The sequence below is a fragment of the Maribacter antarcticus DSM 21422 genome (assembly GCF_000621125.1).
GTDB lineage: Bacteria > Bacteroidota > Bacteroidia > Flavobacteriales > Flavobacteriaceae > Maribacter > Maribacter antarcticus.
Genome location: NZ_JHZC01000005.1, coordinates 338,287 through 354,495, shown reverse-complemented (window position 1 = coordinate 354,495; position 16,209 = coordinate 338,287). Strand labels below are relative to the sequence as shown.

General features: G+C 38.4%; 14 protein-coding genes and 1 pseudogene. 6 read left to right on the top strand and 9 right to left on the bottom strand.

The annotated features are described in order from the left end of the window. Positions 1-141 precede the first annotated feature (141 nt). On the top strand, positions 142-1,209 hold the full coding sequence (gene aroC, locus Q360_RS0105070) for a chorismate synthase (RefSeq protein WP_027076129.1): 1,068 nt from the start codon (positions 142-144) through the stop codon (positions 1,207-1,209). 451 nt (positions 1,210-1,660) lie between these two features. After that, complete coding sequence (locus Q360_RS0105060; RefSeq protein ID WP_027076128.1) at positions 1,661-2,989, top strand: dicarboxylate/amino acid:cation symporter; 1,329 nt, start codon at positions 1,661-1,663, stop codon at positions 2,987-2,989. Positions 2,990-3,529: 540 nt separating this feature from the next. On the opposite strand, the gene Q360_RS0105055 is transcribed toward Q360_RS0105060, so the two are convergent. The 3 genes from Q360_RS0105055 to Q360_RS0105045 all read right to left on the bottom strand — a co-directional run bounded on the left by Q360_RS0105055 (position 3,530) and on the right by Q360_RS0105045 (position 6,741). Further along, positions 3,530-3,937, bottom strand: a complete 408-nt coding sequence (locus Q360_RS0105055; protein WP_027076127.1) for a thiol-disulfide oxidoreductase DCC family protein — start codon at positions 3,935-3,937, stop codon at positions 3,530-3,532. A 177-nt stretch (positions 3,938-4,114) separates the two neighbouring features. Next, positions 4,115-4,459, bottom strand: a complete 345-nt coding sequence (locus Q360_RS0105050; protein ID WP_027076126.1) for a cadherin repeat domain-containing protein — start codon at positions 4,457-4,459, stop codon at positions 4,115-4,117. Positions 4,460-4,575: 116 nt separating this feature from the next. Next, positions 4,576-6,741 (bottom strand): endonuclease MutS2, encoded by a 2,166-nt coding sequence (locus Q360_RS0105045; RefSeq protein ID WP_027076125.1) that lies wholly within the window; start codon positions 6,739-6,741, stop codon positions 4,576-4,578. An 823-nt stretch (positions 6,742-7,564) separates the two neighbouring features. Here Q360_RS0105045 and Q360_RS0105035 point away from each other — a divergent pair. Beyond that, a complete protein-coding gene (locus Q360_RS0105035) occupies positions 7,565-8,092 on the top strand; it encodes a DUF6340 family protein (RefSeq protein WP_027076124.1) in 528 nt (175 codons plus the stop codon). A 424-nt stretch (positions 8,093-8,516) separates the two neighbouring features. Then, positions 8,517-9,149, top strand: a pseudogene (locus Q360_RS26495) (DUF6340 family protein). 34 nt (positions 9,150-9,183) lie between these two features. On the opposite strand, the gene Q360_RS0105020 reads toward Q360_RS26495, so the two are convergent. Further along, the gene (locus tag Q360_RS0105020) at positions 9,184-10,752 is read right to left on the bottom strand and encodes a GMC oxidoreductase (protein ID WP_027076121.1); all 1,569 of its coding nucleotides are present in this window, start codon (positions 10,750-10,752) and stop codon (positions 9,184-9,186) included. A gap of 159 nt (positions 10,753-10,911) precedes the next feature. Between Q360_RS0105020 and Q360_RS0105015 the strand changes: the two genes are divergently transcribed. Both Q360_RS0105015 and Q360_RS0105010 read left to right on the top strand, forming a co-directional pair. Next, on the top strand, positions 10,912-11,565 hold the full coding sequence (locus Q360_RS0105015; protein ID WP_036195075.1) for a uracil-DNA glycosylase: 654 nt from the start codon (positions 10,912-10,914) through the stop codon (positions 11,563-11,565). A 70-nt stretch (positions 11,566-11,635) separates the two neighbouring features. Then, positions 11,636-12,067, top strand: a complete 432-nt coding sequence (locus tag Q360_RS0105010; RefSeq protein WP_027076119.1) for a response regulator — start codon at positions 11,636-11,638, stop codon at positions 12,065-12,067. On the opposite strand, the gene Q360_RS0105005 is transcribed toward Q360_RS0105010, so the two are convergent. The 5 genes from Q360_RS0105005 to Q360_RS0104985 all read right to left on the bottom strand — a co-directional run bounded on the left by Q360_RS0105005 (position 12,064) and on the right by Q360_RS0104985 (position 16,123). After that, positions 12,064-12,921, bottom strand: a complete 858-nt coding sequence (locus Q360_RS0105005; RefSeq protein WP_027076118.1) for a substrate-binding domain-containing protein — start codon at positions 12,919-12,921, stop codon at positions 12,064-12,066. The two genes, Q360_RS0105010 and Q360_RS0105005, sit on opposite strands and share 4 nt — an antisense overlap. Continuing rightward, a complete protein-coding gene (locus Q360_RS0105000) occupies positions 12,918-13,790 on the bottom strand; it encodes a nucleoside phosphorylase (RefSeq protein WP_027076117.1) in 873 nt (290 codons plus the stop codon). The genes Q360_RS0105005 and Q360_RS0105000 overlap by 4 nt, the downstream gene beginning before the upstream one ends. 6 nt (positions 13,791-13,796) lie before the next feature. Next, the gene (locus Q360_RS0104995) at positions 13,797-14,729 is read right to left on the bottom strand and encodes a DUF1835 domain-containing protein (protein WP_027076116.1); all 933 of its coding nucleotides are present in this window, start codon (positions 14,727-14,729) and stop codon (positions 13,797-13,799) included. 114 nt (positions 14,730-14,843) lie between these two features. Next, entirely contained in the window at positions 14,844-15,170 is a 327-nt protein-coding gene (locus Q360_RS0104990; protein WP_027076115.1) for a translation initiation factor, read from the bottom strand. 2 nt (positions 15,171-15,172) lie between these two features. Continuing rightward, positions 15,173-16,123, bottom strand: a complete 951-nt coding sequence (locus tag Q360_RS0104985; RefSeq protein ID WP_027076114.1) for an isopenicillin N synthase family dioxygenase — start codon at positions 16,121-16,123, stop codon at positions 15,173-15,175. Between the last annotated feature and the right edge of the window lie 86 nt (positions 16,124-16,209).

Below are 16,209 nucleotides of genomic sequence, written 5' to 3'. Positions count from 1 at the left end.
CTGCGATAATATCTAATATTAATCTAAAGGTTAAGTAATCTTTATCAAACCATGCAAAGGTTAATTTAAGTTTAAGCTAGCTGTAAATTTTTCTTTAAACCATTTAAAAATTACATTTGTAACTACTTATTTAACTAAAGTATGGCAGGAAACACTTTTGGGAATCTTTTTAGGGTAAGCACGTTCGGAGAATCACATGGAAATGCGATTGGTGGGGTAATAGATGGTTGTCCGTCTGGAATTACACTTGATTTATTGGCGATTCAACAAGATTTGGATAGGCGTAAACCCGGGCAGTCGGCTATAGTAACACAGCGGAAAGAAGCGGATGAAGTAGAATTTTTCTCAGGTATTTTTGAAGGTAAGACTACGGGTACACCCATTGGCTTTGCTATACATAACACCAATCAGAAATCTAAGGATTATGGGCATATAAAAGATTCTTACCGCCCATCACATGCCGACTATGTGTATGACCAAAAATACGGATTTAGGGATTATAGGGGAGGCGGACGTAGCTCTGCTCGTGAAACAGCTAGTAGGGTTGTGGCAGGCGCCATCGCGAAGCAATTCTTAAAAGGAATACAAATTAATGCCTTTGTAACCCAAGTGGGCGATTTGAGACTGGAAAAAGACTATCGAGAACTGGATTTATCCCTTACCGAATCCAATCCTGTACGCTGTCCAGACCCCGAAATGGCCGCTAAAATGGAGGCACATATCAAATCCATTAAAAAAGAAGGCGATACCATTGGTGGCATCATTACCTGTGTAGCAAAAAATGTACCCGTTGGTTTAGGAGAACCCGTATTCGATAAGCTTCACGCCGAATTAGGGAAGGCTATGTTATCTATCAATGCTGTAAAAGGTTTTGAATATGGTAGCGGCTTTGAAGGGGTAAAAATGAAAGGCAGTGCACACAACGACCAATTCAATTCAGATGGTACTACAAAAACTAACTATAGTGGTGGTATACAGGGTGGTATAAGTAATGGAATGGATATTTACTTTAACATTGCTTTTAAGCCAGTAGCCACAGTTATTCAAGGTTACGAGACGATAGATAAGGAGGGGAACAAAGTGCAAACCCAAGGCAAAGGAAGACACGATCCTTGTGTAGTGCCACGAGCCGTTCCCATTGTTGAGGCAATGACAGCGCTCGTATTGGCAGATTATATGCTGCTAAATCGAACAATTAAGTCGGAGTAGACCCAACTTTTCAAATCAAATAGAAGGTTAAACCCTATTTATTTAACTTCAAAAAATTAGGTAAGGGCTGAAGTAAAGTAACATAAATTGATTCATGCCTGATTAGCATCGGGAGGGTCAATTTCAAAATAGTGAGGAGGATGGTGTTTGTTTGCGGTTTTAGATGCCGGCCGTTCAGGCAGGTTTTAGGTTTGCTCTTCCGAGGTCCATTTTGGCTGGAGTAATAAGTTGAATCCTACTACGATACATAAATAAGTTGCTAAATCGTGAGAACGCTCCTTCAGCACCCCAGTTTTTTTTGGTGTCAGCGATTTTAGAGCTTACTTTTTCACTGTCCATAGAATTTACTTCCTCCTGCTAACTTTTTACTACCCACTTAGCACAGTTTGCCCACATCCCTTTCATCCTTCCATTCAAAATAGTATCTTGTTTGCCTAAACCAACTATTTTTATGAAGAAGCTTGAATTGCATTGGCAAATAATGATAGGTATGGTGTTAGGGCTAGTTTTTGGTTTTGGCATGACGTATCTAGATTGGGGTAAAGAATTTGTTTTGAATTGGGTTGCTCCCTTAGGCACTATCTTTATCAAACTCCTTAAGCTTATTGCCGTACCGCTTATTTTAGCGTCCTTGATAAAAGGGATATCAGATTTAAAGGATATTTCAAAATTTAGAAATATAGGCCTTCGTACGATTGGAATTTATATGGGCACAACTACGGTCGCTATTATTTTAGGCCTTGTTTTAGTAAATGTAATAGAGCCGGGTACTGGTATTTCTGAAGAAACGATTGAAAAATTGACATCAACCTACGCCAACGATGAGGGCGTAACTGCCAAACTTGAAGAAGCTTCGCGCCAGAAAGAAAGTGGCCCCTTAAAGTTTTTAGAGGATATGGTACCGGATAATGCCGTTGCGGCATTGGGCAACAATCAACTCATGTTACAGGTTATTTTCTTCACCATTTTTATTGGTATCTCCATGCTACTAATTGGAGAAAAGAGAGCAAAACCCCTCAAGGATTTCTTCGATTCTCTTAATGATGTCGTTTTAAAGATGGTAGATTTAATTATGCTTTCCGCTCCTTTTGCCGTATTTGCTTTATTAGCAAATGTAGTGGTTTCGTCTAGTGATCCTGAAATTTTGTTAGCCTTACTCAAATATGCAGGGGTGGTCGTTTTAGGTCTCCTTTTAATGATTGTGTTCTATTGTATACTGGTTTCTGTCATTGCAAAAAAGAATCCGTTTTGGTTTTTAAAGCAGCTAAGTCCAGCACAATTGCTTGCATTTTCAACCAGTTCAAGCGCGGCTACCTTACCTGTGACCATGGAACGCGTGGAAGAGCATATTGGAGTAGATAAAGAAGTCTCTAGTTTTGTACTTCCTGTTGGAGCTACCGTAAATATGGATGGAACGAGTCTTTATCAAGGTATTGCAGCGGTATTTATTGCACAGGCACTTAGCTTTGACCTACCGTTAAGCGGTCAACTCACCATTGTATTCACAGCACTTTTAGCCTCTATCGGAACAGCAGCCGTACCGGGTGCAGGTATGGTCATGTTGGTTATTGTATTGGAATCTGTTGGGTTCCCGCCGGATAAATATGCGATTGGTTTGGCTTTAATTTTTGCGGTGGACAGACCTTTAGATATGCTTAGAACAGTGGTTAATGTAACAGGAGATGCTACTGTGGCTACTATTGTGGCCAAATCGGTCGGAAAACTGCATGACGACCCAAAAGCCAAAAATTGGGATGACCATTATGAGGAAGTAAAATAGAAATTGTTAGTTACGCTCTTCGTTATTTTTTAGTGTGTATCTTATCCTTTTGAATAAAAACCTAGTATTAAGTGGTTGCTGCTATATCTCAGTAAGGTCGATTTTGAACACGTTGGTGATGTAGCAAAAAAATGGAGGAGTGCTGGTTTAGTATTCATAAAGATGGAACAACCGTTCTTTTTCACAGTGCGAAACACAATTAGTTTTAATAAATAAATCATATACGATAACTCATAAAATATTCGTTAGTAGTATTTTATGAGTTATTATAAAACGCTTAGCTAGTAATAATGTTATTCTTTTCTCCTTGGATGCTTTACTTGATAAGAAAACGATTTCATATCGGCCTCTTGGGGGTTTAAGATGGCTTACCAAGCCACCACTTTTTTTCCGAGTAGTATTCTGCTCAATCCTTTCTAAAAGTTAATATCGGACATAAAGGCGAAAAAAAATTTACTATTCTTGTTTAAGGTCACGGCAAACTTAAACGCAACTAGGAGAAGGGAAGGGTGAAGTGAGGGAAGTAGCGCTACGGATGAGTTAATCTAAAAATCTAGCCTTCAATTCAGGCGTAGGAATCATGCAAGCGTCTTTTTTTCCAAACCAAACATAGCGATAGCGTGCTATTATATCGTATACGATATCTCGTAAACTATTAGGAATCAAATATAAAATTCTAGAAAAACTAGAATAACCCTTTAAGTGATTCGCGATTTGTAATGCTGCGTCTGATTTAATATAAAAGGCGACTCCAGGCTCAATAAGGACCACCGAATCTAGGGTTTTGGTATCAATTCCACGCTCAGACACTAGTTGTTGCCCAATGTCACTCTGTAGAGAAGCATAGCGGAACACATCTTTTTTATCTCGCTTGATAACAAACTGAATAAAGCCATTGCAAAGATTACAAACGCCATCAAACAGGATTATTTTTTTATCTATTTCCACAAAGTAAAGGTACGATAGCTCTTCGACGTTACATTAAAGTTTATGACGTATTTAAGAAAGAGTTTAAATCCATTTCATAGGAAACCACAGTATTACCTTATTCATAAAGGAGGTCTGTGATGCCTACCTTGCTAACGGCACGTATACGGTTCGCTAATTCTAAATATTCAGCCTTCATTACGCCAATCCAACTCCCAGTACCAGCGTTTTCATATGATTCTTTAGATCCGTTAGCCAATAGGCAATATCATCAATATCTCTGATTGTAATAGTTACTGACCACTTCTCATTAGTCAAGCCATTGGAAACAGCTACCGTACTTGTTATTTGTGTAATCCTTTCAAAATCAAAAGCAAAGGAATCATTTACGACAATATCACCTGAACTTGGATTTACGCTAATAGCACCATCAATAGGACTGTTTCTTAATGTAAAATTTAATTCTCCGGGGGATAATGCGGTTATTGTTGCTAGGATAGTTCCATTACTTACAAAATCATTAGCCAAGGCGCCAAGGGTCAAATTCTTTTGTACTTCTTAATTTGTAGTGCTATCAGAACTACACGACATAAAAAAAATATAAAAAACACTAAAAATCGTACTGCTCTTTTTATATTTATTCTTCATGTTTATGAGGTTTATTTCCCTACAAATTCTAACTGATCTACATTCACATTGGTCGTAAACACGCCATAATTCACTATCGCTTTGCCTTTTTCTAGCTTATCTATACTACCAACGGCTTTTCCATCAATCATACGAACTCGGTCTCCAATTTCAAAAACGGGTCGCGGCTTATTCTTTTCTTTTTTAACGGCCTTTTTCTTTTCTACTTGCTTTTTCTCACGTATAACCTTGACTTCCTTTTGTACTTCTTCTGCCACTTGGGCCTTTTTACTGCGCTCTACCTTGGCCTGGTTGGCGCTCTTTTTCTTTCGCTTACTATTTTCGGTTTCTACGAGGCGTAAGAGCTCTGATACCAAGGGTCTTTTTTTATTATCTTGAAAATACTTATCAGCTGCAACGTTTACTTTGTTTCCCAGCTGAATCATGCGTTGGTCGTGGTCGTAGAGCTCTTGGTAGTTTTCAAGCTTGGATTTTACTTTGGCATTAAGTTTTTCCAAGCGTGCTGCTTCTTCTCGTGCCTTTGACTCTTCTTCTTTTAATCTAGAACCGGTCTCTGCCATTTTGCTACGCTCTTTCTGTAGCTTGGCTATAGTAGCATCAAAACGCACTTTGCCACGCTCTATTTTCTTCTTTGCCTTATTGATAAGCGAGTAGGGGATGCCGTTCTTTTGAGCCACCTCGAAGGTAAAGGAACTCCCTGCTTCTCCCAACATCAATTGAAAGGTAGGTTCTAGCGTTCTGCCATCAAACAACATATTGGCATTGCTCATGTTAGGCAGTTCGTTGGCCAACGCTTTTAGATTCGCGTAGTGCGTAGTGATTACGCCGTAAGACTCCCGCTCATAAAATACTTCCAAAAAAGCTTCTGCTAAGGCACCGCCTAATTCAGGATCACTTCCGGTACCAAATTCATCAATTAAAAATAACGTACGGTTGTTGCAACGTTTTAAAAATTGGTTCATGTTTTTAAGACGGTAACTGTACGTACTTAAATGATTTTCAATAGATTGGTTATCTCCAATATCTGTTAATATTTTATCGAAAAAACAGACTTCGCTGCGTTCGTGTACAGGAATCAACATACCGCTTTGCAGCATCAACTGTAGTAGTCCAATGGTTTTTAGTGTGATACTTTTTCCACCGGCGTTAGGGCCGGAAATGACAATGATTCTATTTTCATCGTGCAGCTCAATGGTCTGTGGATACGTTTTCTGGTTGTTGCGTTTATTGCTGAGAAACAACAAGGGATGGTAGGCATCTCTCAAATAAAGTCTGTTGCTCTTGTTTAATTTAGGTAGTAAAGCATTGATATCTTGCGCGTGCTTTGCTTTTGCCGCCGTAACATCAATCTGTGTAAGATAATCCTGATACTTCCTTAAAAGCGCTCTAAATGGTCGTATTTGATTCGTAAGATTGTTGAGGATGCGTTGGACTTCCTCCTTTTCTTCAAATTCTAAATTGTTTAGCTCTCTGCTATATCGTAAAGCGGCTTCCGGCTCTATATATACAATGCTCCCGGTTTTGGAAGTGCCCATAACAGTGCCTTTGACCTTTCTACGGTACATAGCCTTTACGGCAAGTACGCGGCGGTTCTCTACGACCGACTCCCGAATATCGTCCAGATAGTCAGATGTTTGATAGGTCGCCAAGGCAGAACCAAAACTCTGGCTGATTTTACTGCGTGCATGATTCATTTGCCTTCTGATACTTAAAAGCGCGTCTGAAGCGTTGTCTTTTACCTCACCAAAACGGTCTATTACGCCATTAATCAATATCGGAATTTCAGTGTTAGATTCCAGTTGGGCAACGGAGTCATTAAGTAGCGGGTAATATTCCTTGAATTTTTTGAAGAATTTATGATGGGTAGTAATGGAATCACATATGGTAGCGATACGTTTAAAGCCCTGTAACTCCAAGGTGGTATTTTCTATCTTCAGTAATTGCAGTTCTGAATTAATAGTGTCAAAGCCGTGATTTGGAATTCTATTATCGCTAATAAAAGATGAAAGGTATTCCGAAGTTGTGCCAAGCGCATTTCGCATTTGGGATTCTTCTGAAAATGGGATGACTTCTAGGGCTGCCTGTTTGCCCAACTCCGTGTTGCAGCGGGAGGCAACCTGCTGTAAAACTGTTGGAAATTCTAAATCTTGTAGTGTCTTGCTTTGTATGTTCGCCACGTTGTTATTTGCTAGGGGGCAAAGGTAAGGATTGGAGTTGATATTGGGGTATTTGAAAGGCATCGTTATTTGGTAATACCTATAGAATTTCCGTTTATTGAAACAACTGTCATGAGGCGTTTATTTAAGTCAATTTTAGCACCTAAAATAACAGTGGCAAATAACGATAGGTTTTACGTCGCGGATAAATACCAAACTTTTCGAGCGAGCCATCTCTGTAAATAATTAAAAAATTAAAATTGACACATCCACTGCGCTCTTCCAATAGATAGTTTTAGACAATATAAATCGATATCTACTATTTTTAATAAGCAATTATCTATAAATCAATAATTTGATTTATAGATAATCAAACTTCCTGTGAAAAATAAAATCAAATTCTTAGCCTGCACAGCATTCGTTGTCTTGGTTTCGTCTTGTAGCGTAACAAATAGCTTAACAATGTAAGCTACAAAGTCAGCTGTTGTTCCCCTATCTTAGAAAGTGCGGAGTATTGGAATTATTGATAGCAGCGTACCTTCTAAAGGAAATGAAACCTTAGATTAAATTGATAAAATTTTATCCGCAGAAGGGCTAAACTTAGATAATCAAGGAGCGGAAGCTGCTATTTCATCCCTTTGTTTCCGAACTTTCTCTAATTAAAAACTTTGAAAAAACAAAGACAATTGAAGGTGTTGAGGAATTGAAAAAAGGTTTAGCTGTTATGCCCGCTTCACTTTCTTGAAAGCTAATAGAATGCTTGTGCGAAGAAAACCAAGTAGATGTCATATTCTCCTTGGCGTTTTATGGTATGGATACATAGGTAAATCTCAGAATTACCACCATGAAACTACCCAAGAGCCTTGGAATTTACGTTGATTGGCCTGTCCAAGAAGTTACTCTGGCAACCAATATAGTGCATGGGTGGCGTATTTACGACCCACATACCAAGGTGGTTATAGACGAATGTTCTTATACTAAAAACATGATGATTAGCGGTAGAGGAATCAACCCAATGAAAGCTTTAAAAGCTATAGCGAATCGCAATGAAACCCTTCAAGAGTATAGTAGAAATTTAGGAATTGCGTATGCCCAACGCTTGACGTCAAAGTCCGTCCGTATTGCAAGGAATTATTTTGTTCGCGGGACAGATAACTTCAAAATCGCACAACGTAGGGCGCAAGCAGGGGACTGGAGTGGTGCGGCAACACTTTGGGAAAATGAACTGGCAAATTCCAATCCAAAAATAGCAGGTAGAGCGCACTACAGCATGGCTATAAGCAAAGAAATAAAAGGAGATTTAGCACAGGCAATACAGTTCGCATTAAGTCTTATACAAATTACAATAATAGCTTTGCCTAAGGCTATGTAAATGTCTTACGTCATCTCGTGCAACAGGGTCGTGTTCTGGACCTACAATTGGCACGCTAGTACAACTATGACGCTGTATTTTTTGGATAGCTAAGATGAATAGGAATACCCAATAAAAATAGGTTTGACTGAGAAAAAAGACAAATCTAAGGAGTAGATTCCCCCTGCTAGCGCCAACAGCAGACGAAAGGGTTCTATTTTTCTGTGCGAAATTGAATGGTTTCTAATTCGAAATAATTCGATGCTACAGCCTATTCAAATTTAGTACGGATTACCACTCTCCAAGTATATTCAAAAATTTAAACCTTTTAATGCAATAATAAGGGTTAAAACGCTGTTTTTTAGTAATCTTTATAAAAATAGTATAAGTAATTTAGTTAACGATACTGTTCTTAAATTATGAAATACCTTTTAAAGTTTCCGTTATGTTAACCTCATGTATGTTATGTTTTAGTTACACGACAACGAAACAGTTAACTGTTAGTTTTACAGCACGATTACCTGTCGATTTCTCAAATCAAATCAAAAAAATAGGAATAGTAAACAGTAGTACCTCTTCAGCTGCGAATGGGTATTCTAACCGATTGGAACAATTAATAGTCATGGAAGAACACTGGCTTGCTGAAAAAGGAACGGAAGCTGCTTTAACAGGGCTTTTTAATGAATTAGCTCAAGATAATCGAATTGAACTGGTTAAAATTTTACATCCTAGTACAGAAGAAGCGACTCTTTTTGGTACTCAGTCAAGCGAGGAAACCTGGAAGAAGATTGCTGCACTATGCTAAGAAACTGGAATGGATGCTATTGTCTCGTTGGCCTCCTATGATACAGAAACTCAGTTCTCTTTCAAAAAAACCAAAATGGACAAATTGGATATGATGCGTCATAGAATCAAAGTTTCCGCCCAAGAAATTACCCTAAACACCTTAATTGAGAACGGATGGAGAACTTACGACCCAAAGCAAAGGGTGTTCATAGATAGATTTACCACTAACGAACAGCTCATAGCTTCGGGTAAAGGATTAAATCATTTTAAAAGGCTTGGTTGTATGCTATGAAGAGTTTAAGCTTGACTATTATTATTTTATAGACTTAGCTCAGTTCATTTTTCATCACTATTTGATCCATTGCGTGCTCTGCAATAGCAGTTATTGTGAGTGATGGATTCACCCCTGGGTTCGCAGAAATCATAGCACCATCAATAACATATAGTTGTTCATAACCAAAAACTTTATTGTTTTTATCAATGACGCCAGTGGTAGCATCCTTTCCCATAACGGCACCGCCTAAGATATGAGCTGTAGACGGGATTCCTGCCAATGTTTCTAAAGCAAATGAGGTGCTAACCCCGTTTATCGCTTTACGGTATGCTTTTACTAATTGGATAGATTCTGGAATAAATGGGGTTGGAGCTTTACCTGTACTTATGCTTGAAGTCATCTGTCCCAAAGCGTTTCTTTTAAACTTTAAGGTGCTATCAAGGGTTTGCATAAACAGTAAAACAACGGTATTTTTTGCCCAACCATTTACAAAGTAAATTTTGAAATACTCCCCTGGATGTTTCAGGAATTTCAGCAGTATTTTAAAAAGTCGTGATATTACATTGGAACCTGTTACATAGGGCAGGTGAGCTAGCTTCCATGCATCAGAACCCTCTCCATATCGGCAAATTTCAAGATGACTGTTTTCATCGGTATCAAGGATACTCCCTATGGCTATACCTTTTGAATAGTTTTTCTCCTTTTCTAGCCCGGTAACACTAACCAAAGTTTCGTTGTTACTGCGGATGTCCTCGCCGAGTTTTTCAGATAAATTTGGTAAGGACTTGTTTTTCAGCTTTAGCAGTAATTTAACCGTTCCTAAAACACCTCCAGAGAAAATCACCCCCTTTGTTTTGATTTTTTGGTGTCTACTGAAAATTTTTGTACTACTTTTTAATAAAACCTCATACCCTTGAGAACCGTTACTATTTCTAATAGGACGAACATCATATACTTCATTTTCGGCCATTATTTCTGCACCATTGGCTTGCGCTAGGTAAAGGTAGTTTTTATCGAGTGTATTCTTGGCATTATGCCGGCAACCCGTCATACACGCGCCACAAAACGTACAACCAGAGCGATTTGGACCTTTGCCACCGAAATAAGGGTCTTTTTGTTTTTGATTCGGTTTTCCAAAGAAAATAGCGACGCGTGTTGGAGAAAATTTTCCTTGGATATTTAAATTTTCTGCCATTTTCTTAAGTCCCAAATCGCCATCAAATAATTTTGGGTTTTTAGCTGCACCTAGCATTCTTAACGCCAGCGTATAGTAGGGCTTTAATTCTTTTTCCCAATCGTTTAATTCATTCCAACTCCCTGATTTGAAAAAAGCAGATTTGGGTGTTGGTAAGGTATTGGCATACACTAAAGAACCGCCACCAACCCCAGTACCAGAAATAATAGCAATGTGCTTAAAAACGGAAAGTTTCATAATACCAAAAAAGCGCAGGTATGGCACCCATAACCATTTTTTGAAGTTCCAGTTGCTCTTAGGGAAATCTTTGGCCTTGAACCATTTTCCTTTTTCAACCACTAAAACCTTGTATCCTTTTTCTGATAGTCGCAAAGCACTAACAGAACCTCCAAAACCACTACCTATGATTACATAATCATAATCCATCTGTACTTTACTTGATAAAACTAATAATTATTCTAAAACCAGGTCTGCATCGGTTACGAAGTTAATTTTTTCTGGTTTTTATATCAAGAATACTTCCCAGTAAAATATTCATTAGTTTTTAACTAATTTTGATTGCCGTTGTAAAAAATACGACCACATATGCATTACAGTTGGAACTCTAAGCTAAAAGGTGAATTTGAAAAACCATATTTTCAGGAGCTAACGGCTTTTGTAAACAAGGAATACATCCAAAATACGTGTTACCCCAAAAAGGAGGCTATTTATGCCGCTTTTGACTTTTGCAGTTATGAGAATACGAAAGTCGTTATTTTAGGCCAAGACCCATATCATGGGCCAAACCAAGCAAACGGACTCTGTTTTTCGGTGCAAGACGGAATAAAACATCCGCCATCGCTCATCAATATTTTTAAAGAATTACAATCAGATGTGGACAAGCACTACCCGGAAAGTAGTAATCTGGAACACTGGGCCAAACAAGGCGTTTTATTACTGAATGCTATACTGACTGTAAGAGCGGACGAGGCAGGTAGCCACCAAAAAAAGGGGTGGGAAACGTTTACGGATGCCATCATCAAAACCCTATCGGATGAGAAAGAAGGATTGGTGTTTTTACTATGGGGCGGTTATGCCAAGAAGAAGGTAAAACTAATAGACAACACCAAACACCATATTCTTACTTCAGGTCATCCTTCTCCTTTAAGCGCAAACAGAGGGTATTGGTTTGGAAATCGGCATTTTTCAAAAACAAACCATATTTTATTAGGGTTAGGCAATAAAACTATTGATTGGTAAGTTACTGTTCTATATATTTTGATTAATTTTGATAATGTATTTTCTTACGATAAAAAATTAAAAAGACTACATGAAGAAGTTTAGCTCTTTGAAATCCATTTTACTGGTAGACGATGACGAAGCAAGTAATTTTCTCCACTCTATTTTTATAAATAAGTTAGAGATGGAGATTGAGGTCAATGCTGCTATTAACGGGCAAGAAGCATTGGACTTTATTTTGAGTAAGGGTCAGGACAGTTTGGCTTTGCCTTGCATGGTCATGTTGGATCTCAGAATGCCGATTGTAGATGGGTGGGAATTTCTAAGAATGTATGAGGAACAGGTTTCAAAGGAACTCAAAAAACAACTGATGATTGTTTTGGTAACTATTAGCGACAATCAAGTTGATAAAGACCGTGCAATCAACAACCCCCATATCGTAGACTTCGCACATAAACCATTATCAGATAGTACCTTCAAAAAAATAATTAACAAACATGTGATGCTTTCCGTAGATGTCTAATCTAAAGTATTGTATAAAAAGTGTTTAGCCGGTAGTTTTTCTTCAATTAAACCCAATTTCATCAAGGTTTCCTGGATTTTTCCCAAACTTGTTTTGGACAGCTGTGTGGCACTCCATTCGGTCAAGGACATCCATTTCTGAATGTCTGATAGCTGCTGTTCATAGCGGTTCGCTAAGGTTCTGTCTATACTCGGAATCGATTTGAATTCAGAAGTGTATGTTTCCAAGACCGCTAAGATGTGTTTTAGGATACTAGAATTTGCCTCAATAAAACTATCGGTGCCGACCAACATAAAACAAGGCCATGGGGTAGGGCAATCGCCCAAACGTCTAAAAACTCCTCGGTCTACCAAGGGTTTGGTAGTAAAATGTTCCCACATAAAATAATCTGCTTCTCCTTTCGTAAGTGCATTAACAGCACCTCCCAAATTATTAATAACCTCAAAGGAAAGGTCGTTGCGCTTCCAACCATTGTTCTCGGCGTTTATATAAGCCATTAAGTGACTACCGCTTCCAAAACGACTTATTGCGGTCTTGGCATGCGCTAAATCCGAGATGCTCTTAAATTGGCTTTTAGCACCCACATGAATTCCCCATAAAAGGGGAGAAGCAATATATTGTTGAATGATTTTAGACGGGTTGCCTTCGGATATACTTTTAATGATACCCTCTGTAAGGATTATGGCCAAATCGGTTTCTTTGTTCTCCAAAAGTTGACACATTTTACCTGTTCCTTCTGGAATGTCTTCCCATTGCAGGTCTATTCCACGTGCTGCAAAGGCTCCTTCTTCGATTGCCAAGTGCCAAGGAAGGTTAAAATGTTCAGGGACTCCTGTAATTTTTACGGTTTTCACGTGGAAGTTAATTTAGTTAGGGTATGTTGGATAAGCTCTTGGATGGCTTTTTCTGGATTTTTTGAAAATTCCCCAGTAGTCCTATTCGCTAAGATACAATTTAAGGAAACTGCCTGATGCCCTAATAGTTTTGCCAAGGCGTATATCCCCGAAGTTTCCATTTCAAGATTTGTTATTTGCAGCCCATCAAACGAAAAACTAGCCATTCTTGACATGACTCTAGCTTGACTAGCCGCGATGCGCAATTCTCTACCCTGAGGCCCATAAAACCCTGTATTCGTTGCTGTAAAACCTAATCGTATACGATTATCTAGTAGTTCTTTTCCTAAATTTTCGTCAAAATCTACGATGTAAGGGCGTGCTTTTTCTAGTGCCCATTGTGTGTGCGCCATAAATGCATCTTCTATATTTTTGTGGGTACCCAAATTGTGCTTATAAAAATGTAGAAGTCCGTCGAATCCAATAGCATATTTGCTCATGAGAAAAGAATCTATTGGGATTTCTGGCTGAATAGCTCCTGAGGTACCAATGCGCACTAATTTTAATCGTATATGATTTTTATTTACCGTTCTGGTCTTAAAATCGATATTTACCAAAGCATCGAGCTCATTTAAAACAATATCGATGTTATCCGTTCCAATACCTGTGGAAATAACACTTATTCTTTTCCCGTTCAACACACCGGTATGTGTTAAAAACTCTCGTTTTCCTTTTTGAAGTTCTATAGCATCAAAATATTGTGATACATCGGAGACACGATCGGGATCACCAACTGTAATAATGGTAGTGGCAATCTCTTGCGGTAAAAGATTGAGATGGTACATACTTCCATCTGCATTCAAGATAAGCTCGGAGGGGCTTAATTGCATAGAAAATTAGAGCTTTAGGATTCTGCTCGTATTGGTGTTGTAAAGGAAGTTATACTTTAGAGCACCTCCTAAATAGACATCATTGTCCTGGATGCAAGAATAATAACTGGTTTTTCCATCTAAAATCCCTTTCCCTTTCTTCGTAAGCCTAACAGGATTGAAAGCCGTAAAAAGTGGTTTGAGTCGGGTTATAGCCCTATCGTATTGGGTATCACCAAAACCTAAGTTCCCCTGATTTTGTAGTATCGTATTTAAGAGGTCTTTTCTGGAACTTGGCTTTTTATCTATCGCTAAACTCAGAATATTATTTTCCATATCGTTTAGTCCATTTATAATACTTGGGAAACGTTGCAAATGACTTTTTACTGCATCGCCCAAATATGCAAACTGATAATCCTTAAAGTCGGTTAGGTTCTCTAAACGCATGGGATTATTACTGCAATATAACTGCCACACATAGTCGGCATACTCAATGTCATCTTGCGATAACACTTTTTTATTCTTGTAAAGGTCCATTAATTGCGCATCAGAAAGCTCGTTGAGGGTATACATTTTATCTGAATCATCTTCCTTTCCACTACATACCAATGAAATTTGAGCATACTTTCTGTTAGCCAACAACCAGCTAATTACCGCCAACATATTTACTTGACAAAAAAGATCGTACTCGAACCAAAGCACTATTTCATCCTGTTGCTTATGATTACAAAGCGAGCGGTATTCTTTCAAGGTTTTTTCTATAAACCAAGACTTAGATACCTTGTAGTTTTTGTGAAGAAACTCATAGCGTGTCTTCCAAAAAGACTCGCTTCCCACGGTGTTCAATGTTTTTCCTTCGCACAGCATTTCGCGCCAAGTAATAACGTCTCCTTTAATATTTAATTTATCAAGCCGTTTGGTAAAACTGTCGCCGTTAGTGATGTGTAGTAAGGAACTCATTTCCGATTGGTTTAGGATCTTGGGGGTTAAATGTAAGCTTTATGTGAAATAAATAAAAAAAATTAACAAAAAAAGAACCACAGCGGGCGTCATAAGAAAGTAAAGAAATAGCAATCAGCCACCTACGCGCTTCACTTTAAATCCCTTTTCCTGTAAAATAGTCATTATTCTATCCCTGTAATCGCCCTGGATAATGATTTTACTATCTTTAAAACTACCGCCAACACTCAGTTTTGTCTTTAGCTCCTTTGCTAATTTTTTAAAATCTGCGTCGGCACCTGTATAGCCCTCTAAAATGGTAATAGGTTTGCCCTTTCGCTTCTCGTATTTACAAATAATAGGGTCATCTTGCATCCAAATACTTTTTTCAATATGTTCTTTCGGGGTGTCTTCCGGTGTATGCTCAGGGAAGAGATTTCTTAGCTGGTCTTGTAGGTCCATGGCTATTCTTTGATCAGTCCTAATTCAATTAAGCGCTCGTGTAAAAATTCCCCAGCTGTAATATCCTCAAACCCCTTTGGATGCGACTCGTCTATACAGTTATGTAAACAGTTTAAGGGCATTTCACTAATAGGATGCATGAAAAATGGCACTGAATACCTAGAACTTCCCCATAATTCCTTGGGAGGATTAACCACTTGATGAATGGTAGATTTTAGTTTATTGTTAGATAATCTAGACAGCATATCCCCAACATTAATCATCAGTTGGTCTGGCTGTGCTATGGCATCTATCCATTCTCCACGATTGTTTTTAACCTGTAAACCCTTTCCGTGAGCACCCATCAACAAGGTGATTAAGTTAATATCCCCGTGGGCAGCTGCTCGCAATGCATCTTTTGGTTCCGACATTATTGGTGGATAATGAATGGGACGTAAGATTGAATTCCCATTAGCGATATAGTCATCAAAATAAGTTTCCTCCAATTCTAAATGAAGTGCTAGGGCTCGCAGCACGTATCGTGCGGTCTTCTCCAACATTTCATAGGTTTCTTGGCCTACTTCATTAAACCTAGGCAGCTCAGAAACCATCACATTATCCGGATATTCTTTGGCGAGTCTGGCGTCATCGGTCACATACTGGCCAAAATGCCAAAATTCTTTTAAATCGCCTTCTTTTCTCCCTTTTGCATGTTCTTTTCCGAATGACGTGTAGCCACGCTGTCCTCCAATACCAGCTATTTCATACGTATCCTTTACCTGTTCAGGCATTTGAAAGAACTTTTTTATTTCGTCATAAAGATTTGCTACCAAAGCTTCCGATAAAAAATGACCACTGAGGGCTACAAAGCCTATGTCTTCGAAGGCTTTTCCTAGCTCTTGAATAAATTTCTCCTTCCGTTTGGGATCTCCTGAAATAAAATCCGACAAATCTACACTGGGTACCAAACTCATAATCTATTTTTTGTGTTTAGGTAAATTTACAACTTATTGCTTAGTTACAATGGTGTTATAATATTCAGGGATATCCTGTTTTTTGT